Origin of the sequence: Pseudomonas delhiensis (genome assembly GCF_900187975.1) — a bacterium.
GTDB classification, from domain to species: domain Bacteria; phylum Pseudomonadota; class Gammaproteobacteria; order Pseudomonadales; family Pseudomonadaceae; genus Pseudomonas; species Pseudomonas delhiensis.
In genome coordinates, this window is record NZ_FZPC01000018.1 from 118483 (window position 1) to 137966 (window position 19484).

General features: G+C 71.1%; 20 protein-coding genes. 8 read left to right on the plus strand and 12 right to left on the minus strand.

Annotated elements, in window-relative coordinates:
- The first annotated feature begins 152 nt into the window (after positions 1-152).
- The 7 genes from CHC02_RS17325 (at position 153) to CHC02_RS17355 (ending at position 7314) form a co-directional block, all read left to right on the plus strand.
- A complete protein-coding gene (locus tag CHC02_RS17325) occupies positions 153-1112 on the plus strand; it encodes an AAA family ATPase (protein WP_089392689.1) in 960 nt (319 codons plus the stop codon).
- Complete coding sequence (locus CHC02_RS17330; RefSeq protein WP_089392690.1) at positions 1112-2071, plus strand: DUF58 domain-containing protein; 960 nt, start codon at positions 1112-1114, stop codon at positions 2069-2071. Before CHC02_RS17325 ends, CHC02_RS17330 begins: the two co-directional genes overlap by 1 nt.
- Complete coding sequence (locus CHC02_RS17335) at positions 2068-2565, plus strand: DUF4381 domain-containing protein (RefSeq protein ID WP_089392691.1); 498 nt, start codon at positions 2068-2070, stop codon at positions 2563-2565. Before CHC02_RS17330 ends, CHC02_RS17335 begins: the two co-directional genes overlap by 4 nt.
- Positions 2558-3568 (plus strand): vWA domain-containing protein, encoded by a 1011-nt coding sequence (locus tag CHC02_RS17340; protein ID WP_089392692.1) that lies wholly within the window; start codon positions 2558-2560, stop codon positions 3566-3568. Before CHC02_RS17335 ends, CHC02_RS17340 begins: the two co-directional genes overlap by 8 nt.
- Positions 3565-5310 (plus strand): VWA domain-containing protein, encoded by a 1746-nt coding sequence (locus CHC02_RS17345; protein WP_089392731.1) that lies wholly within the window; start codon positions 3565-3567, stop codon positions 5308-5310. The genes CHC02_RS17340 and CHC02_RS17345 overlap by 4 nt, the downstream gene beginning before the upstream one ends.
- Positions 5307-6941 (plus strand): BatD family protein, encoded by a 1635-nt coding sequence (locus CHC02_RS17350; protein WP_089392693.1) that lies wholly within the window; start codon positions 5307-5309, stop codon positions 6939-6941. Before CHC02_RS17345 ends, CHC02_RS17350 begins: the two co-directional genes overlap by 4 nt.
- A gap of 187 nt (positions 6942-7128) precedes the next feature.
- On the plus strand, positions 7129-7314 hold the full coding sequence (locus CHC02_RS17355; RefSeq protein WP_089392694.1) for a hypothetical protein: 186 nt from the start codon (positions 7129-7131) through the stop codon (positions 7312-7314).
- A gap of 46 nt (positions 7315-7360) precedes the next feature.
- Here CHC02_RS17355 and CHC02_RS17360 read toward each other — a convergent pair whose 3' ends face one another.
- A complete protein-coding gene (locus CHC02_RS17360) occupies positions 7361-9175 on the minus strand; it encodes a monovalent cation:proton antiporter-2 (CPA2) family protein (protein WP_089392695.1) in 1815 nt (604 codons plus the stop codon).
- Positions 9176-9243: 68 nt separating this feature from the next.
- Positions 9244-9960 (minus strand): lipoate--protein ligase family protein, encoded by a 717-nt coding sequence (locus CHC02_RS17365; RefSeq protein WP_089392696.1) that lies wholly within the window; start codon positions 9958-9960, stop codon positions 9244-9246.
- A 165-nt stretch (positions 9961-10125) separates the two neighbouring features.
- On the opposite strand from CHC02_RS17365, the gene CHC02_RS17370 reads away from it, so the two are divergent.
- Positions 10126-11325 carry a GGDEF domain-containing protein gene (locus CHC02_RS17370; RefSeq protein ID WP_089392697.1) on the plus strand — a complete coding sequence of 400 codons (1200 nt, stop codon included), beginning with the start codon at positions 10126-10128 and terminating at the stop codon, positions 11323-11325.
- Positions 11326-11871: 546 nt separating this feature from the next.
- Here CHC02_RS17370 and CHC02_RS17375 read toward each other — a convergent pair.
- From CHC02_RS17375 to ccmA, 10 genes are all read right to left on the minus strand, one after another.
- Positions 11872-12294, minus strand: coding sequence for a hypothetical protein (locus CHC02_RS17375; RefSeq protein ID WP_089392698.1), 423 nt, complete (start codon positions 12292-12294; stop codon positions 11872-11874).
- A gap of 25 nt (positions 12295-12319) precedes the next feature.
- A complete protein-coding gene (ccmI, locus tag CHC02_RS17380; protein WP_089392699.1) occupies positions 12320-13528 on the minus strand; it encodes a c-type cytochrome biogenesis protein CcmI in 1209 nt (402 codons plus the stop codon).
- On the minus strand, positions 13525-13995 hold the full coding sequence (locus tag CHC02_RS17385) for a cytochrome c-type biogenesis protein (protein WP_089392700.1): 471 nt from the start codon (positions 13993-13995) through the stop codon (positions 13525-13527). Before CHC02_RS17385 ends, ccmI begins: the two co-directional genes overlap by 4 nt.
- A complete protein-coding gene (gene dsbE, locus CHC02_RS17390; RefSeq protein ID WP_089392701.1) occupies positions 13992-14534 on the minus strand; it encodes a thiol:disulfide interchange protein DsbE in 543 nt (180 codons plus the stop codon). Before dsbE ends, CHC02_RS17385 begins: the two co-directional genes overlap by 4 nt.
- A 2-nt stretch (positions 14535-14536) precedes the next feature.
- The gene (locus CHC02_RS17395; protein ID WP_089392702.1) at positions 14537-16513 is read right to left on the minus strand and encodes a heme lyase CcmF/NrfE family subunit; all 1977 of its coding nucleotides are present in this window, start codon (positions 16511-16513) and stop codon (positions 14537-14539) included.
- A gap of 2 nt (positions 16514-16515) precedes the next feature.
- Entirely contained in the window at positions 16516-16998 is a 483-nt protein-coding gene (ccmE, locus tag CHC02_RS17400) for a cytochrome c maturation protein CcmE (RefSeq protein WP_089392703.1), read from the minus strand.
- Positions 16995-17171: a heme exporter protein CcmD gene (gene ccmD / locus CHC02_RS17405; RefSeq protein ID WP_089392704.1), complete on the minus strand. Its 177-nt coding sequence runs from the start codon at positions 17169-17171 to the stop codon at positions 16995-16997. Before ccmD ends, ccmE begins: the two co-directional genes overlap by 4 nt.
- The gene (locus tag CHC02_RS17410) at positions 17168-17914 is read right to left on the minus strand and encodes a heme ABC transporter permease (protein ID WP_089392705.1); all 747 of its coding nucleotides are present in this window, start codon (positions 17912-17914) and stop codon (positions 17168-17170) included. The genes ccmD and CHC02_RS17410 overlap by 4 nt, the downstream gene beginning before the upstream one ends.
- A 64-nt stretch (positions 17915-17978) precedes the next feature.
- Positions 17979-18650, minus strand: coding sequence for a heme exporter protein CcmB (gene ccmB / locus CHC02_RS17415; protein WP_089392706.1), 672 nt, complete (start codon positions 18648-18650; stop codon positions 17979-17981).
- The gene (gene ccmA / locus CHC02_RS17420; protein ID WP_089392707.1) at positions 18647-19318 is read right to left on the minus strand and encodes a cytochrome c biogenesis heme-transporting ATPase CcmA; all 672 of its coding nucleotides are present in this window, start codon (positions 19316-19318) and stop codon (positions 18647-18649) included. The genes ccmB and ccmA overlap by 4 nt, the downstream gene beginning before the upstream one ends.
- Positions 19319-19484: the final 166 nt, after the last annotated feature.

Here is a 19484-nt window from a genome sequence, read left to right on the forward strand (position 1 = left end):
GCGTCCTTGTCCCGTGGGAAGCGTCCCCCTCGGCCAGCGGAACCGACGACCGCGCCGCCACGCCACCCTGCACGCGCCTGCGCCGATGCAGTAAAGTAATGCCCCCGGCGGCCGCGCCACGCCGCCCTCCCCATTCCAGGAACCCGCATTCGATGGAACACCGTGAGTCGCTCCTCGCGTTGCGACATTTCCTCTCCAGCCAGATCCTCGGCCAGGAAAAGCTCGTCGAGCGCCTGCTCATCGCCCTGCTCGCCGACGGCCACCTGCTGGTGGAAGGCGCGCCCGGGCTGGCCAAGACCAAGGCCATCAAGGACCTCGCCGAAGGCCTGGAGGCCGAGTTCCATCGCATCCAGTTCACCCCCGACCTGCTCCCGGCGGACATCACCGGCACCGAGATCTACCGCCCGGAAAACGGCACCTTCTGCTTCCAGCAGGGGCCGATCTTCCACCACCTGGTGCTGGCCGACGAGATCAACCGCGCCCCGGCCAAGGTGCAGTCGGCGCTGCTGGAGGCCATGGCCGAGCGCCAGGTCAGCATCGGCCGCAGCACCTACGACCTGCCGCCGCTGTTCCTGGTGATGGCCACCCAGAACCCCATCGAGCAGGAGGGCACCTACCCGCTGCCCGAGGCCCAGCTCGACCGCTTCCTGATGCACGTGAAGATCGGCTACCCGGAAGCCTCGGTGGAGCGCCGCATCCTCCAGCAGGCCCGTGGCGAGGCGCTCAACGGCGAGGCGCGGCCGGAGCGCCAGGTGACCCAGGAATCGATCTTCGCCGCGCGCAAGGAAATCCTCGGCCTGTACATGGCCGACGCGGTGGAGGAATACCTGGTGCAACTGGTCATGGCCACCCGCACCCCGGCCAAGTACGACACCGAACTGGCCGAGTGGATCGCCTACGGCGCCAGCCCGCGCGGCTCCATCGCCCTCGACCGCTGCGCCCGGGCCCACGCCTGGCTGGGCGGGCGCGACTTCGTCAGCCCCGAGGACATCCAGGCGGTGCTGTTCGACGTGATGCGCCACCGCCTGATCCTCTCCTTCGAGGCGGAAGCCGCGGGGATCGACCAGGACCGCGTGGTCCAGCGCATCCTCGACGTGGTCGCCGTGGCCTGATGCCGGACACCGCCAGCAACGGCGTGACGGTCAGCCTGCAAGAGCTGATCGACATGCGCCATCGCCTGCGCGAGGTGCAGCTGTTCTCCACCCCGGCCCGGCGCAGCCCGCTGATCGGCCTGCACCACTCGCGCCTGCGCGGGCGCGGCGTGGACTTCGACCAGGTGCGCGTGTACCAGCCCGGCGACGACGTGCGCACCATCGACTGGCGCGTCACCGCGCGCAGCCAGGAGCCGCACACCAAGCTGTTCCACGAGGAGCGCGAGCGCCCGGTGTTCGTCCTCGTCGAGCAGAGCCGGCGGACCTTCTTCGGCTCCGGCCTGTGCCTGAAGTCGGTGCTGGCCGCCCGCGCCGCCGCCCTCCTCGGCTGGGCCGCGCTGGCCCACAACGACCGCATCGGCGGCCTGGTGCTGAGCGACCACGACACCCACGAGATCAAGCCGCGGCGCAGCAAGCAGAGCCAGCTGCAGTTGCTCAACCTGATGGTGCGGGCCAACCACGCGCTGCTCGCCGACACCCCGGCGCCCGCCTCCGGCGACGGCTTCGGCCTGGCCCTGCGCCGCGCCCGCGAGGTGCTGCGGCCGGGCAGCCTGGTGATGGTCGTCTGCGACGAACGCGCCCTCGGCAATGCGCCCCAGGGCGACCTGGCCGAGCAGCAGCTGGGCCTGCTGGCGCGGCACACCGACCTGGTCCTGCTGCCGGTGTCCGACCCGCTGGACCACGCCCTGCCGGCCGCCGGGCTGATGCGCTTCGCCGAGGGCCAGGCCATGCTCGAGGTGGACACCCACGTCGACGAACAACGCCTGGCCTACCGCGCCCTGGGCGAGGCGCGCCGCGAGCGCTGGGCGCGGGTCAGCCAGCGCCTGGGCGTGCCGCTGCTGCCGCTGAGCACCCAGCTGGACCTGGTGGAGCAGCTGCGCGACCACCTCGAACAACCCGCCGCGGGGAAGCGCCCGTGAACCCCCTCGACGCCCTGGAACCGCTGCTCCAGCCCGCCGCCGTGCCCTGGTGGCCGCCGGCGCCGGGCTGGTGGCTGCTGGCCGCGCTGCTGCCGCCGCTGGCCTGGGCGGCATGGCGCTGGCGCCACCGCCTGCTGCCGCGCCGCCACGCGACGGCCCCGGCGGAAGCGCCGCTGGAGCCGATCCGCGTCGCCGCCCTGGAAGAGCTGGCGCGCCTGCCGCGCCCCTACGGCGGCGCCCCCGCCGGCCCCTGGCTGCAGGCGCAGAACGCCCTGCTCAAGCGCCTGTCGCGGGTGCGCTGGCCGGACGACAACTGCCACACCCTGAGCGGCCGCGCCTGGCTGGCGTTCCTCGACAACCGCTGCCCGGCAGCCGGCCTGACGCGCTGGATGATCCTGGTGGAAGGCGGCTACCGCGCCGAGTGCAAGCTCGACGACAAGGCCATCGACGGCCTCGCCGCCGCCGTGGAAACCTGGGTGCGCAAGCATGTTTGAGTTCGCCTGGCCCTGGGCCTTCCTGCTCGCCCCGCTGCCCTGGCTGCTGCGCGTGCTGCTGCCGCCGGCCGACAGCGGCGAGGCGGCGCTGAAGGTCAGCTTCCTCGCCGAACTCGAGGGCCTGGCCGGCCGCCGCGCCCGCGCGCAACTGCCGGCCTGGCGCCTGCAGGCGCCCTTCGTGCTGCTCTGGCTGCTGTTGCTGCTGGCGGCGGCGCGCCCGCAATGGGTCGGCGAACCGCTGCCGATCCCCGCCAGCGGCCGCGACCTGCTGCTGGCGGTGGACGTCTCCGGCTCCATGGACACCGCCGACCTCACCTGGCAGGGCAGCGAGATCAGCCGCCTGAACCTGGTGCAGAAGCTCTTCGGCAACTTCATCGAGGCGCGCCGCGGCGACCGCGTCGGCCTCATCCTGTTCGGCAGCAAGGCCTACCTGCAGGCGCCGCTGACCTTCGACCGCCACAGCGTGCGCGTCTGGCTGGACGAGGCGCTGATCGGCATCGCCGGCAAGGACACCGCCCTGGGCGACGCCATCGGCCTTGCGCTCAAGCGCCTGCGCCAGCGCCCGGCGCAAAGCCGCGTGCTGGTGCTGATCACCGACGGCGCCAACACCGCCGGCGAGATCCCGCCGCTGACCGCCGCGCGCCTGGCCGCCGAAGAGAGCGTGAAGATCTACACCATCGGCATCGGCGCCGACCCGCAGCCCGGCGGCGTGCTCGGCGCGCTCGGCCTCAACCCCGGCCTGGACCTGGACGAAGGCACCCTGAAGGCGATCGCCAACCTCACCGGCGGCGAATACTTCCGCGCCCGCGACGGCGCCGAGCTGGAGGCCATCTCCAGCACCCTCGACAGCCTCGAGCCGGTGACCCAGAAGCCCACCCAGGCGCGCCCGGCCCTGGCCCTCTACCACTGGCCGCTGGCCGCCGCGCTGCTGCTGAGCCTGCTGCTGGTGGCCGGCGAACTCTGGCCGCCGCAGCAATGGCGCTGGCCGTGGAGGCGCCCATGAACCTCTGGCCGCACCTGCTGCGCCCCTGGTGGCTGCTGCTGTTGCCGCTGCTGGCCTGGCTGCTGTGGAAGCTGCTGCACCGCCAGCGCCGCGCCGGGCGCTGGCAGTTGCTGCTGCCGGCGGCCTTTCACCCCTGGCTGCTCAAGGGCGGCAGCGGCCGCGCCGACCGCCGCCCCTGGCTGTACCTGGGCCTGGCCTGGCTGCTGGCGGTGCTGGCGCTGCTCGGGCCGAGCTGGGAACGCATCGAGCAACCGGCCATGCAGCGCAGCGACCCGCTGGTGGTGATCCTCGAGCTGACGCCGCGGATGCTCGCCGGCGACCTGCCGCCCAGCCGCCTGGAGCAGGCCCGGCGCAAGCTCCTCGACCTGCTGCGCGCGCGCCCCGACGCGCAGACCGCCATCGTCGTCTACGCCGGCAGCGCCCACACCCTGGTGCCGCTGTCCAACGACCTGTTCACCGCGCGCAACCTGCTCGATGCGCTCAAGCCGTCGATCATGCCCGAGCCCGGGCAGCGCGCCGACCTCGCCGTGCAGCTGGCGCGCCGCCTGCTCGACCAGGGCGCCCAGGGCAAAGGGCGCCTGCTGCTGCTCACCGGCGGCCTGGACGAAAGCGAGCAGCAGGGCATCGGCAAGGCGCTGCACGGCCACGGCCGGGACTTCGCCATCCTCGCCGTGGGCAGCGCCGGCGGCGCGCCCATCCCGCAGGAGGACGGCACCTACCTGAAGGACGGCCAGGGCGGCATCCTCCTGCCGCGCCTGGACGAAGCCGGGCTGCGCCGGTTCGCCGCCGGCCTGGACGCCGGCTACCAGCGCCTGGGCGCCGGCGACCGCGACCTCAAGGCCCTCGGCCTGCTGGACGCCAACCGCGGCCTGGAGGCCGCCGGCAACGACGCCGTGCTGCGTCTGCAGCGCTGGGCCGACCAGGGCTACTGGCTGCTCCTGCCGCTGCTGTTGCTGGCCGCCTGCGCCGGCCGCCGCGGCTGGCTGTTCAGCCTGCCCCTGCTGCTGCCGCTGTGGCTGGGCGCGCCGCAACCGGCCCTGGCCTTCGAGTTCGCCGACCTCTGGCTGCGCCCCGACCAGCAGGGCCAGCGCCTGCTCGCCGAGCAGCGCCCGGCCGACGCCGCCCGGCACTTCGCCGACTTCCGCTGGCGCGGCCTGGCCCTCTACCAGGCCGGCGACTACGACGGCGCGGCCCACGCCTTCGCCCAGGGCGACACCGCCGCCGACCACTACAACCGCGGCAACGCCCTGGCCCGCGCGGAGCAGTACGAGGCCGCCATCGACGCCTACGAGCGGGCGCTGGAACTGCAGCCGGACCTGCAGCAGGCCCAGCGCAACAAGGCGCTGCTGGAAGAGCTGCTGCGCCAGCGCGAGCAGGACGCCGCCCAGCAGCGCGCCAACGCCTCGCAGGCCCTGCGCAGCGGCGAGGCCGAGTCGTCGCCGACGGCACCGGCCAGGCCCTCGGGCCAGCAGGACCGGGAAGAACGGCCGGCGCGCCCTTCCGCGGCCCTGCAGAACCGCCAGCAGGCCAACGCCGAGCGCCTGCAGGCCCCGGCCCCGGACGACGAGCCGCCCACCGATGCGACGGAACTCCCGGCCCCCTCGGCGGACGAAGAGGAGCTCAGCGACGAAAGCCGCCAGGCCCTGGAACAATGGTTGCGGCAGATTCCCGACGAACCCTCCGAACTGCTGCGCCGCAAGTTCTGGTACCAACAGCAGCAGCACCAGGAAAACATGCCATGAAAGGGTTGATCTGCCTGATCCTGCTCAGCCTCCTCGCTTTCCAGGCGCAGGCCAGCTTCACCGCCAGCGTCGACCGCGCGCGCCTGACCGAGGGCGAGAGCCTCGACCTGACCCTGGAGTCCGACGACCCCACGCAGTTCGGCAAGCCGGACCTCACGCCCCTGGGCGAGGCCTTCGAGATCCTCGGCACCCGCCAGGTCAACCGCCTGACCACCCTCGACGGCCAGGCCCAGGCCACCACGCGCTGGATCATCACCCTGCGCCCCACCCGCACCGGCGCCCTGCGGATACCGGCGCTGCGCATGGGCAACAGCCAGACCCAGCCGATCGGCCTGCAGGTGCTCAAGGCCGAGGACGCGGCCGGGCAGCAGAAACTCTCGCCGGTGTTCATCGACGCCAGCCTCGACCACGAAACGGTCTACGTGCAGGCCCAGGCCATCCTCACCCTGCGCATCTACCACTCGGTCTCGCTGTACGACGACAGCAGCCTCAGCCCGCTGCAGATCGACGACGCCAAGGTCGAGCAGCTCGGCCAGCCGCGCACCTACGAGAAGGAAATCAACGGCGTGCGCCACGGCGTCATCGAGGTGCGCTTCGCGATCTTCCCGCAGCGCAGCGGCGAGCTGACCATCCCCGCGCTGAACTTCAGCGCCACCCAGGTGGCGCGCAACAACCCCGGCGACACCTTCGGCGCGCTGCCCGGCAAGCGCCTGCGGGTGAACTCGCCGGAGATTCCCCTGGAAGTGAAACCCAAGCCCGCCGACTACCCGGCCGACGCGCCCTGGCTGCCGGCCCGCGCCGTCGCCCTCAGCGAAAGCTGGGCCCCGCAGCCGGACCAGGCGAAGGCCGGCGAGGCCCTGACGCGCAACCTGATGCTGCGCGTCGAGGGGCTTTCCAGCGCCCAGTTGCCGCCGCTGCCCCAGGCCCTGCCGGCCGGGTTGCGGCACTACCCCGACCAGCCGCAGCTGGCCGAGGAACAGGGCGATCAGGGCGTGATCGGCAGCCGCGAGGAACGCCAGGCCCTGGTGCCGGACCAGGCCGGCCAGCTGAGCCTGCCGGACATCGAGATCACCTGGTGGAACACCCAGGAAGACCGCCTGGAGCACACCACCCTGCCCGGCCGCACCCTGGACGTCGGCGCCAACCCGCAGCTGGCGGCCCAGCCCCCGGCGGCGCTGGAAGGCGCCGTGGGCACCGGCGGCCAGCCTCTGTGGCCGTGGCAGCTGGCGACCCTGCTGCTGGCCCTGACCAGCCTGCTCGGCTTCGGCCTCTGGTGGCGCGCCCGGCGCCAGCCGGCCATCGTCCGCGCCGCGGCCAATGCGCCCAGCGCCCGCACCCTGCTCGACGAGCTGCGCCGCTGCTGCCAGGCCAACGACCCCCACGCCACCCGCCAGGCCCTCGACGCCTGGGCCCGGCAGCAGCCGGAAACCCTGGCCGACATGGCGGCGCGCTTCGTGCCGCTGTCCGACGCCATGGACGGCCTCAACGGCGCGCTCTACAGCGACAGCGAGGGCGGCCACAACTGGGAGGGCGAGGACCTCTGGCGGGCGATCCGCACCCTGCCCGCCGCGGAAGGCGGCGGCGCGGCGACGGCCGAGGGCAACAGCCTGCCGCCGCTCTACCCGCGCTGAGCCGGGCCGGCGCCCCGCCGCGGCATCGATGGCGTCGATAGTCACCAGCAGGCGGATTCAATTCCCTTAGCCGCGCCCGGGCGCGAGCATGCTCCCATGGCCCCGCGAACCCAGGGGCCGCGAGGCGGCCTGAGCGTGCATACCCCGGAACGCCCCGCTGACCACGAGGCTGACGGAGGATCGCAGCATGCAGGCCGCACTGGATATTCTGCTCATCATCGGCTCCCTGGCGGAGCTGCTGCTCTACGTCGCGCTGGCCGCCATCGGCCTGGCCGTGACCCTGCTGCTGGCCGCCATCGGCGTGCTCACCCTGCGCTCGCCCGGCGAACCCATCCGTATCGACGAGCCGCCGCGCCGCCGCGTGCGCGGCTGAAGCCCGCCCGCCGGCCAGGCGCAAGCGGCCCGGCCGCGGCGCCCGCTCAGGGCTTGCCCACGCCCCGGTCCTCCAGCTGGTCGGCCTCGAACAGCGTCTCCAGCTCCTGGCGCGCCTCGCGGGCGGTCTGGATCACCGCCGCGGCATCGTCGTAGACCTTGTACTGGGCCATCAGCACTTCCTCGTCGTGGCGGCGGAAGCGGCGGATGCGCGCCAGCGCCTGTTCCTCGGAAAGCCCCATCTCCACCAGCACCCGCCGGCTCATCTCCAGGCTGGAGTGGAACAGCTCGCGCACCGGGCTGGCCCCGGCGTCGAGCAGGTGGTAGACGTGCTGGCGGTTGCGTGCCCGGGCGATGATCTTCACGTGCGGGTAGAGCTTGCGCACCAGGCGCGCGGTGTCGATGTTGGTCTGCGGGTCGTCGGTGGCGACGACGAAGAACTCGGCCTTGTCCACCTGGGCCGCGCGGAGGATTTCCGGGCGCAGCGGGTCGCCATAGAAGATCGGGATGCTGCCGTAGCTGCGGCTCAGCTCGATGGTGTCCACCGAGGTGTCCAGGGCGATGAAGGGCACGCGCTGGGCGCGCATGATCCGCGCGACCACCTGGCCCATGCGGCCCATTCCGGCGATCACCACCCGCGGCGCGTCGCCCTCGATGCGCGTGTATTCCTCCGGCGCCTCGCGCACCGGCTCCGGCTTGGGCTTCACCAGGCGCGCGGCCAGCAGCACCAGCAGCGGCGTCACCGCCATCGACAGGGTGATGCAGAGCACCAGCAGGCTGTGCAGGTTGGCGTCCAGCAGGCCTTCGGCGCGGGCCAGCTTGAACACCACGAAGGCGAATTCGCCGCCGGCCGCCAGGACGATGCCCAGGCGCAGCGCCGAATGGCCGTCGAGGCCGCCGGTGAGGCGCCCGAGCAGGTACAGCAGCGGCAGCTTCAGGGCGATCAGCAGCACCGTCAGGCCCAGCACCAGCAGCGGCGAATGCAGCAGCAGGCCGAGGTCGGCGCTCATCCCCACGCTGATGAAGAACAGCCCCAGCAGCAGGCCCTTGAAGGGTTCGATCTGCGATTCGAGTTCATGGCGGTATTCCGAGTCGGCCAGCAGCAGGCCGGCGAGGAAGGCGCCCAGGCCCATGGACACCCCGGCCAGCTCCATCAGCCAGGCGGTGCCCACCACCACCAGCAGCGCGGTGGCGGTGGACAGGTCGGCCATGCCGGTGCGCGCCACCGTGCGGAACACCGGGCGCAGCAGGTAGCGCCCGCCGACCACCACCACGGCGATGCTGCCCACGACCTCCAGGAAGTGGCGCCAGTCGCCGCCCGGCGCGGCCTCGTCGGCACGCGCGCCGAGCAGCGACACCGCGGCGATCAGCGGGATGGCGGCGATGTCCTGGAACAGCAGGATGGCGAAGGCCAGGCGGCCGTGGGGGCTGGCCAGTTCCTTGCGCTCGGCGAGGATCTGCAGGCCGAAGGCGGTGGACGACAGCGCCAGGCCGCCGCCGAGCACCACCGAGGTGTTCAGCGGCAGCTCGAAGGCCAGGTGCGCCAGCGCGCCTATCACCAGCGCGGTGAGCAGCACCTGGGCCAGGCCGATGCCGAACACCGCCTTGCGCATCACCCACAGGCGCTTGGGCGACAGCTCCAGGCCGATGATGAACAGCAGCAGCACCACGCCCAGCTCGGACAGGCTGGCGACGCTCTCGGGGTCGTCGATCAGGCGCAGCACCGAGGGGCCGATCAGCACCCCGGCCAGCAGGTAGCCGAGCACCGCGCCCAGCTGCAGGCGCTTGGCCAGCGGCACCATGAAGACGGTGGCGATGAGGAAGACCACCGCCGATTGCAGATAGTTGGAACCATGCTCCATGCCGGAACGCTCCTTGGCAGGATGAGGCCCGGCGCGCGGCCGGGCGGGTGGAACGGAAAAGGTGTGGATCAGGCCGGCGGCGGCAGGCCTTCGCGGGCCAGGTGGCGCTGGAACTGCCCGGCCAGGGCTTCGACCTGCGACCAGGGCTGGGCGTGCCGTTCCTCCAGGGCCACGTGGCTGTCGGCGCGGATGACGGCCGGCAGCTCGACGGCGCGGTAGAAGGCATTGACCACCTCGGCCATGGCTGCGCGCTGGTTCTCCAGCAGGATGGCGCCATGGGCCAACACCACGTAGCGCCCGTCGCTCTGCCGGCGGCGCCAGCGCTGGGCGGTGCCGACCAGCTTGCGCCCGCCCAGGTTGACGTTGTAGCGGCCGTCGCAGAAGGCGCCCTCCACCTCGCCCAAGCCGGCCTCCAGGCCCAGGGCGGCGAGCCAGTCGCAGAGCGGCTGGCAGAGGCGCTGGTAGGCGGTGTCGATGCGCGTCTGCTCGTTGTCGCCGTCTGGCACCGCGTAGCACAGGGCGACGTTGAGCACCGCCGGCGACTGCGGCACCGGCTCGCCGCCGGTGTCGCGCAGGGCGATCGGCCAGCCGAGCTCGGCGCAGCGCGCCTCGGCCTCGGCGAAACCGGCCAGGCGGCTGAGCCGGCGCGGCATCACCAGCGCCTGCTGCAGCGGGCGCCAGAACAGCAGGCGGCTGTCGCCCTGGCCGCCGAAGACCTGGTCCAGGGCGGCGCGTTCGGCATCCAGGCCGTCTTCCGCGGAAAACCGCAATACCCGTTCGCCCATGTCCTTCTCCTTTCGCCGTGCTGCCTGACAGGTAGCGGACTATGCCCAGCCGCCACGCCAGGCTGCAAGCGAAAAGCCCGGCAATCCCCCGGCGGGCGTCGGGACAGCCTGGCGGCATCTCGCTATGCTCATAGCCGGATGCCATCGCGCACAGGACCTGCCCCCGTGTCCCAGCCGTTCCCGCAACGCCTTCGCCAGCAATTCAGGCTCGCCCGTTCCCTGGCGCGGCCGGTAGCCACGGAAAACCTCAGGCGCCTGGCCTGGCTGGCGCTGCTGGCCGTGCCCTTCGACCTGGTGCACATCCTGGTGTTCTGGCTCAACCTGCAGGGCAGCCTGCCGGCGTACGACGGCTGGCGCCAGCACATCATCCTCACCCACGCGGTGGCGGCCGTGCTGCTGCTCGGCCTCGGCCTGCTGGCCTGGCAGGCCCGCCAGCGCCCGCAGGCGACGCCGCCGTGGTACTGCGAGCTGCTGGCGCTGCTGGGCGCCGCCGTGCTGCTGGGCTTCGGCCTGGTCATCAGCGCCTTCGACCAGCAGGTGACCAGCAGCATCACGCCCTTCCTCATGGGCGCGGTGGCCACGGCGCTGATCCTGCTGCTGCGCCCGGTGTTCGCCACGCTGCTCTACGTGCTGCTGTTCATCGCCTTCGAACTGGCCATGGAAACGGCCCAGCCGGACCCGCAGCTGCGCCTGTCCAACCAGATGGGCGGCCTGACCATCTGCGGCATCGGCCTGCTGCTGTCGCAGATCCTCTGGTTCAGCCACCTGCGCAACCTGCGCCAGCGCCAGCACCTGCGCCGGCAGCGCAAGGAACTGGAGGAGAAGAACCGCCAGCTGGAATACCTGGCCGGCCACGACCCGCTGACCGGGCTGTTCAACCGCCGCCAGTTCGACCAGTTGGTGAAGCAGGAGCTGGCGCGCTGCGACCGCCAGCCGATGCCGGTGAGCCTGCTGATGATCGACCTGGACCACTTCAAGTTCATCAACGACCGCTACGGCCACCCGCTGGGCGACGAGGTGATCCGCCACACCGCCACCCTGCTGCGCAAGCACACCCGCAGCAGCGACAGCGTGGCGCGCCTGGGCGGCGAGGAATTCCTACTGCTGCTGCCGGACACCGCCGCGCCCCAGGCCCGGGTGATCGCCGAGAAGCTGCGCAAGCTGCTGGAAGACACCCCGCTGCCGATGAAGGACGGCCTGCTCTACCTCACCGCCAGCTTCGGCATCGCCGGCCTGGCCAGCGGCGTATCGAGCACCTACGAAAGGCTCTACAGCACGGCCGACCAGGCCCTGTACCGGGCCAAGGCCAGCGGCCGCAACCGGGTGGAAGTGATGGATGCGGCGCCCCATGGGACCTTGGAGTGAGCTTTTGTGTAGGAGCGAGCTTGCTCGCGAATGGGGTTTCCCGGCGGTATAGATGTTGGGTTCAAGAGCGCCCTCTCCCCAACCCTCTCCCTGAAGGGAGAGGGAGCTGTCCTGAGCGGCCTGGAAGTCAGGCGCCATCCTCATACCCTGTCGTGACTGCCAGCCCGTAGGGCGCATAACGCCTACGGCGTTATCCGCCGATATCGGTGGCACCGGTGTTCCAGCCAACGGCGGATAACCGCGAACGGTTATGCGCCCTACGGTTCCAGGGAGGCCGTGGTGATGGGTATCGCTTCGCTCAACACCATCCTACGACGATGTGCCTACCTGCCAAGGAGCGGACTCCGTCCGCGATTGGATTCGCCGGCCTCGGCGGCGGGTAGCCGCGTAGGCGTTTCAGGATGACTCCAGATTGATCGCTCGCTCCGAACGGCCCCCTCTCCCTCTGGGAGAGGGCTGGGGTGAGGGAACCGAGTCAACCCGAGCTTCACAGCCGCCGGGAAGCACCATTCGCGAGCAAGCTCGCTCCTACGAAAATCCCCGGCCTCAGGGCTGTGCGTAACGCCGGCTCAACCCCGGCGGCACGCCGTTGGCATCGGTGGCGGTCCAGGGCCCCTGCGGGCTGACGCCCCAGTACCAGGCGCCGTCCCAGTGGTAGTAGGTGCGCTGGCGGTAGTACAGGTCCTTCTGGCCCTGGATCACGTAGACGCCCAGGTTCGGGTCCCAGCGGCCCTTGCCGCCCGGCGGCGGGGCGAACTGGGTGTGGGTGCTGCGGGGCTTGTTCGAGGGGTTCTGCGGGTTGGGCGTGATGGCCGAACGCGGCGCCGGCTTGTTCGACGGCATGGCCGCCGGCGGCTGGCCGCTGGCGCCGGGCTGCGGGGCCGGCGCCGGGGCTTGCGAGTGGGGCTGCTGGCCGGCGCAACCGGCCAGGGCGAGCAGGGCCGCGAGGGCGAGGATTCGGCCTTTCACGGACGTACCTCCGGGAGTTTGTCGGTCAATGCTGGTCCGGGCTGTCGATGGTCACCGCCTGATCGCCCGCGCCGGCAGTAGACAACGGCTGGCTGCGTCCGATCCATTCGCCGCTGATGGCATTGCCGGCGCGCGACACCCGCGCCACCAGCTCCACCTGCGGGAAGGCCGACAGCTTCAGCTGCGGCATCATGGCGTCGGCATCGCTGAGCGACACCTCGTCCGGCAGGTCGGCCACCTTCAGGCGCTTGACCGCCAGCGGCATCGGCGGGCCGTTCACCGCGCGGGCGAAGACGAACACGCTGTCGTCCGGCTTGACCTGGCCCTTCACCGCGTCGCTGAGGTCAACCCGGACCTTCAGCGTCACGCCGGCGCTGGCCGCCGCGGCCGGCGCTTCCGGCAGCTTCTCGCCGCGTTCGGCCAGGTGCTGGCGGGCGCGCTCGATGCCGCTCTGGATGGCTGCGCGCGACGGATCGTCGGCCGGCAGCGCGGCGACCAGGCGCTGCCAGTAGCTGGCGGCGTCGGCGTAGCGTTGCTCCTCGAAGGCGGAGATGCCCATCAGGCCGAGGGTGGTGACCTCCTCCGGGTTCTGTTTGAGCGCCTCGTCGGCCAGGGTCTGGGCGGCGCCGGCCATCTTCTTGCCATTGGCGAAGTACAGCGCCTGGGCCCACTGGCCGAGCACCTCGGACTGGCGCCCGGACAGGTTGGCGGCGCGCTCGAAGGCCTTGGCGGCGTCCTCGAAACGCTCCTGGGTCATGTAGGTGCGGCCGAGGAAGTACCAGCCCTCGGCGGAATCCGGCTGGGCCTGCACGGCCTTCTCCAGGCGCGCGGTCATCTCTTCCATGGAATGCGGCGGCTCGGCGAACTCGCGGGACAGGGCCAGCTTGTCGCTGGCGCCCCAGTGCAGGTACAGGCCCAGGCCCAGCAGCGGCAGCAGCACGGCCACCGCCAGCGGCGCGGCGCGGCCCAGGCGCGCGCGGCGTTCGCCCTCGCCTTCGGTGTCGGCCAGCAGCTCGCGGCCGGCCTCGGTGCGCCCGGCCTGCAGCTGGGCGTCGTCGAGGGTGCCGGCGGCGTGCTGGGCATCCAGCTCGGCGAGGCGCTCCTGGTACAGGGCGACGTTGAGGGCGGTGCGGTCTTCCTCGGCCTGGGCGCGGCGGCCACGCAGCAGCGGAATCAGCAGGAAAGCCATGGCCACCAGCGCGAGCAGGCCGGCGGCGAGCCAGAAGTCGATCATTTGTCTTGGTTATCCAGCAATTGATTCAGGCGGGCCTGTTCCTCGGCGGACAGGCTGGCGGAGGGGCCGCTAGCGGCGCGGCGGCGGCGCGCCACCAGCACGCCGACCACCAGCACGCCCAGGCCCAGCAGGGCCGCCGGGCCGAACCAGAGCAGCCAGGTGCGGGAATTGACCGGCGGCTTGTAGCGCACGAAGTCGCCGTAGCGGTCGACCATGTAGTCGACGATCTGCTCGTCGCTCTTGCCCTGCTGCAACTGTTCGTAGATCTGCTTGCGCAGGTCGGCGGCGATGGGCGCGTTGGAGTCGGCGATGTCCTGGTTCTGGCACTTGGGGCAGCGCAGCTCGGTGGTCAGGTCGCGGAAGCGCTGGCGCTCGGCCTCGTTGGGGAATTCGTAGGTGTCGATGGCGGCGTACACCGCGCCGCTCAGGGTCAGGCCCAGCAGGGCCGCGCTCAGGAGTCGCTTCATTTGCCCCCCGCCTCGTCCACCAGGCGCTGGTAGATCGGCGCCAGCTGTTCGCGCCAGACCTTCTCGTCGACGGCGCCGACCAGCTTGTGGCGGATGATGCCGTCCTTGTCGATCACGTAGGTCTCCGGCGCGCCGTACACGCCCAGGTCCAGGCCCAGGGTGCCCTGGGCATCGGCGATGTTCAGCACGTAGGGGTCGTGCAGGTCCTGCAGCCACTTCCGCGCGGCGGCGTTGTCGTCCTTGTAGTTGATGCCGACGATCACCACGCCCTGCTCGGCCAGCCTGGCCAGCACCGGGTGCTCGAAGCGGCAGGTCGGACACCAGGTGCCCCAGACGTTGACCAGCGCCGGCCGGCCCTTGAGGTCGGCCAGGGTGTAGGTCTTGCTCGGCTCCAGCACGCCCGGCAGGGAGAACGCCGGGAACGGCTTGTCGATCAGCGCCGAGGGCAGCTCGCTGGGGTCGAGCCACAGGCCGCGGAAGAGGAATACCGCGACGATGAGGAAGATCGCCAGCGGCAACAGCAGGATCGCACGCTTCACACTCAGGCTCCCTGTCCGGCGGCGAGGCCCAGCGCCTCGCGCACCTTGGTTTTGACTTTCAGCCGGTAGCGCCGGTCGCACGCCGCCAGCACGCCGCCCAGGGCGGTGAGCAGGCCGCCCAGCCAGATGAAGCGGACGAACGGCTTGATGTGCAGGCGCACGGCCCAGGCGCCGTCGTCCAGCGGCTCGCCCAGGGCGACGTAGAGGTCGCGGGTCAGGCTGCCGTGGATGCCGGCCTCGGTCATCATCGAACCCTGCACGCGGTACAGGCGCTTCTCCGGGTGCAGCACCGCCACTTCGCTACCGTCGCGGGTGACGCGGATGGTGCCCTTGTCGGAGGTGAAGTTCGGGCCCTCGAAGTGATGGGTGCCTTCGAAGGCGAACTGGTAGCCGGCCAGTTCCACGCTCTCGCCCGGGGCCATGCGCAGGTCGCGCTGGGCGCTGAACTGGCTGGTGAGGACCACGCCGATGGCGCACACGGCGATGCCCAGGTGCGCCACCTGCATGCCCCAGTAGCTGCGGTTGAGGCTGGCGGCACCGGCCACCAGGCCCTTGTGGCGGACCTTGTCGAGGAAGTCGCGGACGCCGCCGAGGATCACCCAGAAGGCCAGCAGGAACACCGCCAGCACCGGCCAGTGCAGGTCGCCGTAGAGGAAGGTGGCGACGCCGCCGAGCACCACGGCGCCGATCAGCACCGGGGTCAGCATGCGCAGCAGCCACTGCGTCGGGGTGTCCTTCCAGCGCACCAGCACGCCCACCGTCAGGGCCAGCATCAGCACCGCCATCAGCGGCATGAACAGGGCATTGAAGTACGGCGGGCCGACCGACAGCTTGGCGCCGCTGATGGCGTCGAGCACCAGCGGGTAGAGGGTGCCGAGCAGGATCATCGCGGCGGTCACCACCAGCACCACGTTGTTCAGCAGCAGCAGGGTCTCGCGGGACCACAGGGCGAAGCCGACCTGGCTCTTGACCACCGGCGCGCGCAGGGCGAACAGCGTCAGCGAGCCGCCGACCACCACCAGCAGGAAGGCCAGGATGAACACCCCGCGCTCGGGGTCCGAGGCGAAGGCGTGCACCGAGGTCAGCACCCCGGAGCGGACCAGGAAGGTGCCCAGCAGGCTGAGGGAGAAGGCGGCGATGGCCAGCAGCACCGTCCAGCTCTTGAACACCCCGCGCTTCTCGGTCACCGCCAGCGAGTGGATCAGCGCGGTGCCCACCAGCCAGGGCATGAAGGAGGCGTTCTCCACCGGGTCCCAGAACCACCAGCCACCCCAGCCCAGCTCGTAGTAGGCCCACCAGGAGCCGAGCACGATGCCGATGCCGAGGAAGGTCCAGGCCACCAGGGTCCAGGGCCGCGACCAGCGCGCCCAGGCCGCGTCGAGGCGGCCGCCGAGCAGCGCGGCGATGGCGAAGGCGAAGGCCACCGAGAAGCCGACGTAGCCCATGTAGAGCATCGGCGGGTGGATGATCAGGCCCGGGTCCTGCAGCAGCGGGTTGAGGTCGTTGCCGTCGGCCGGCACCTGCGGCAGCAGGCGGCTGAAGGGGTTGGAGGTGATGATCAGGAACAGCAGGAAACCGGTGCTGATCATCCCCATCACCGCCAGCACCCGCGCCAGCATGGGCTCGGGCAGCTCGCGGGAGAAGATCGACACGGCGAAGGTCCAGCCGCCGAGGATCAGCGCCCAGAGCAGCAGCGAGCCCTCGTGGGCGCCCCACACGGCGCTGGCCTTGTAGTACCAGGGCAGCGCGCTGTTGGAGTTGCTGGCCACGTAGGCCACGGAGAAGTCGTCGTGGAGGAAGGCCCAGGTCAGGCAGGCGAAGGCGAACGCCAGGAAGGCGAACTGCCCCCAGGCCGCCGGGCGCGCCAGGCTCATCCACTGGCGGTCGCCGCGCCAGGCGCCGACCAGGGGGAAGAAGGACATCACCAGCGCCATGCACAGCGCCAGGATCAACGACAGGTGGCCGAGTTCCGGGATCATCGTCAGTTGCTCCCCTGGGCCGCGGCGCCGGGCTGGCCGCCCTGCTGGTACTCACCGAGCTTGCCACTGTCCTTCAGCGCCTTGGTGACTTCCGGCGGCATGTATTTCTCGTCGTGCTTGGCCAGCACCTCGTCGGCGGTCAGCACGCCGTTCTCGTCGAGCTTGCCGAGGGCGACTATGCCCTGCCCCTCGCGGAACAGGTCCGGCAGGATGCCGCGGTACTTCACCGTGACCTCCCTGGCGAAGTCGGTGACCACGAACTCCACGTCCAGGGAGTCGGCCGAGCGCTTCAGCGAGCCCTTCTCGACCATGCCGCCGGCGCGGATGCGGGTGTCGTGCGGCGCTTCGCCGTTGGCGATCTGCGTCGGCGTGTAGAACAGGTTGATGTTCTGCTGCAGCGCGGACAGCGCCAGGGCCACCGCGACGCCGACGCCGGCGACGATGGCGAGGACGATGAACAGGCGTTTCTTGCGAACCGGATTCACTTGCTGGCCTCCCGGCGCAGACGGCGCGCCTCTTCTTGCAGGTAACGCCTGCGCGCCAGGATGGGCGCGGCGACGTTGATCGCCAGCACCACCAGGCTGATGGCGTAGGCCGACCACACGTAGGGGCCGTGGTGGCCCATGGCGAGGAAATCACCGAAGGAGTGGAAACTCATAGCGCGCGCTCCACGACAGCCTTGACCCAGGACGCGCGGGCTTCGCGCTTGAGCACTTCCAGGCGCATGCGCATCAGCAGCACGGCGGCGAAGAAGCAGTAGAAGCCGAGCACCATCAGCAGCAGCGGGATCCACATCTCCGGCGGCATCGGCGGCTTCTCGGTGAGGGTGAAGGTGGCCGGCTGGTGCAGGGTGTTCCACCACTCCACCGAGAACTTGATGATCGGGATGTTGACCACCCCGACGATGGCCAGCACGGCGCTGGCCTTGGCCGCGCTGTCGCGGTTGCCGATGGCCTGGCCGAGGGCGATGACGCCGAAATAGAGGAACAGCAGGATCAGCATCGAGGTCAGGCGCGCGTCCCACACCCACCAGGCGCCCCAGGTCGGCTTGCCCCAGATGGCCCCGGTGATCAGGGCGACGAAGGTCATCCAGGCGCCGATGGGCGCGGCGCACTGCACGGCGACGTCGGCGATCTTCATCTTCCAGATCAGGCCGATGGCGCCGGCCACCGCCAGCATCACGTAGCACGACTGGGCGAGGAAGGCCGCCGGCACGTGGATGTAGATGATCCGGAAGCTGTTGCCCTGCTGGTAGTCCGGCGGCGCGAAGGCCAGCCCCCAGACGAGGCCGACGGCCATCAGCAACGCCGCGGCGACGGCGAACCAGGGCAGCCAGCGTCCGCTGATCTCGTAGAACCACTTGGGCGACCCAAGCTTGTGAAACCAAGTCCAGTTCATCATCAGGCTCTGTGTGTCAGGGCACTTTTTTCTAGTGCCGGCCCCGCTCCAGCGGCGCCGGCAGGCGTCATTCGCCCACGCTGATCTTCAGGCCGGCAGCGATGGCGAAGGGCGTCAACGTCAATGCTAACGCCGTCAGGCTGGCCAACCAGAGCAGGTGCCCGGCGGTCGGCAGCCCCTGCAGCGAGGCCTGGAGGGCACCGCTGCCAAGGATCAGTACGGGGATGTAGAGCGGCAGGATCAGCAGCGCCAGCAGCAGCCCCCCGCGCTTGAGGCCCACGGTCAGCGCCGCGCCGACCGCGCCGAGCAGGCTGAGCACCGGGGTGCCGAGCAGCAGCGAGAGCAGCAATACCGGCAGGCAGCGTACCGGCAAACCCAGCATCAGGGCCAGCAGCGGCGACAGCAGGACCAGGGCCAGCCCCGAAACGAGCCAGTGTGCCAGCACCTTGGCCAGGACCAGAAGAGGCAGGGGGTGCGACGAAAGGACCCACTGCTCCAGGGAACCGTCCTCGAAATCGCTGCGGAACAGGCCGTCCAGCGACAGCAGCACCGCCAGCAGCGCCGCCACCCACACCAGGCCCGGCGAGAGGTTCTGCAGCATCTGGCTTTCCGGGCCGACGGCCAGGGGGAACAGGGCGATGACGATGGCGAAGAACACCAGCGGGTTGGCCAGCTCAGCCGGGCGGCGGAACTGCAGGCGCGCCTCGCGCGCCAGGAGCAGGCCGAAGACGTTGCTCATGCGCCCTCCCCCGCCGTCTCGCGGGCGTGCTGGCCGAGGTCCAGGGCACGGTAGCCGGCGGGCATGCGCGCCAGCGTGTGGTGGGTGGTGAGCACCACCAGGCCGCCGCTCTCGCAATGCCGCGCCAGGTGCTCCTCGAGCTGGGCCACGCCCTGCTTGTCGAGGGCGGTGAAGGGTTCGTCGAGGATCCACAGCGGCGGCGCGTCCAGGTACAGGCGCGCCAGGGCCACGCGGCGCTGCTGGCCAGCGGACAGGGTGTGGCAGGGCACGTCCTCGAAGCCGCGCAGGCCGACCGCCTCCAGGGCGCGCCAGATCGCCGCGTGGTCCGCCGGCTGGTGCAGGGCGCAGAGCCAGGCGAGGTTCTCCTCGGCGCTGAGCAGGCCCTTGATGCCGGCGGCATGGCCGATCCACAGCAGGTTGCGTGCCAGTTCGCCGCGCTGTTCCTCCAGCGGCCGGCCGTTCAGGCGCACCTGCCCGGCGGTGGGCTGCATCAGCCCGCAGAGCAGGCGCAGCAGGCTGGTCTTGCCGCTGCCGTTGGGGCCGGCCACCTGCAGCATCTCGCCGGCGGCCAGGCGCAGGTCCAGGCGCTCGAAGAGCATGCGCCAGTCCCGCTCGCAGGCGAGCGCCACGGTTTCGAGAAGCGGGCTGGTCAAGGCATCGGCACCCATCGGGAAAATCGAAATCAGGCTAAAGTCGGTGCATCGCAGGCCGCTATAGTGGCCACGGGCGGCGCATTATACACGCCCGCTTCCGGCCCCGGCGCCGGCAATTTCGACAGCTTGTTAAGGCTTCCCAGGCTTTCGCCGCCCCCGCGACGATGCGCCGCAAGCCCCG

Bases quoted from the DNA above. Each gene is read 5' to 3' on its own strand.
- CHC02_RS17325 (WP_089392689.1), top strand. From the start codon at position 153: ATGGAACACCGTGAGTCGCTCCTCGCGTTGCGACATTTCCTCTCCAGC.
- CHC02_RS17330 (WP_089392690.1), top strand. From the start codon at position 1,112: ATGCCGGACACCGCCAGCAACGGCGTGACGGTCAGCCTGCAAGAGCTG.
- CHC02_RS17340 (WP_089392692.1), top strand. From the start codon at position 2,558: ATGTTTGAGTTCGCCTGGCCCTGGGCCTTCCTGCTCGCCCCGCTGCCC.
- CHC02_RS17345 (WP_089392731.1), top strand. From the start codon at position 3,565: ATGAACCTCTGGCCGCACCTGCTGCGCCCCTGGTGGCTGCTGCTGTTG.
- CHC02_RS17350 (WP_089392693.1), top strand. From the start codon at position 5,307: ATGAAAGGGTTGATCTGCCTGATCCTGCTCAGCCTCCTCGCTTTCCAG.
- CHC02_RS17355 (WP_089392694.1), top strand. From the start codon at position 7,129: ATGCAGGCCGCACTGGATATTCTGCTCATCATCGGCTCCCTGGCGGAG.
- CHC02_RS17360 (WP_089392695.1), bottom strand. From the start codon at position 9,175: ATGGAGCATGGTTCCAACTATCTGCAATCGGCGGTGGTCTTCCTCATC.
- CHC02_RS17365 (WP_089392696.1), bottom strand. From the start codon at position 9,960: ATGGGCGAACGGGTATTGCGGTTTTCCGCGGAAGACGGCCTGGATGCC.
- ccmI (WP_089392699.1), bottom strand. From the start codon at position 13,528: ATGATCGACTTCTGGCTCGCCGCCGGCCTGCTCGCGCTGGTGGCCATG.
- CHC02_RS17385 (WP_089392700.1), bottom strand. From the start codon at position 13,995: ATGAAGCGACTCCTGAGCGCGGCCCTGCTGGGCCTGACCCTGAGCGGC.
- CHC02_RS17395 (WP_089392702.1), bottom strand. From the start codon at position 16,513: ATGATCCCGGAACTCGGCCACCTGTCGTTGATCCTGGCGCTGTGCATG.
- ccmD (WP_089392704.1), bottom strand. From the start codon at position 17,171: ATGAGTTTCCACTCCTTCGGTGATTTCCTCGCCATGGGCCACCACGGC.
- CHC02_RS17410 (WP_089392705.1), bottom strand. From the start codon at position 17,914: ATGATGAACTGGACTTGGTTTCACAAGCTTGGGTCGCCCAAGTGGTTC.
- ccmB (WP_089392706.1), bottom strand. From the start codon at position 18,650: ATGAGCAACGTCTTCGGCCTGCTCCTGGCGCGCGAGGCGCGCCTGCAG.
- ccmA (WP_089392707.1), bottom strand. From the start codon at position 19,318: ATGGGTGCCGATGCCTTGACCAGCCCGCTTCTCGAAACCGTGGCGCTC.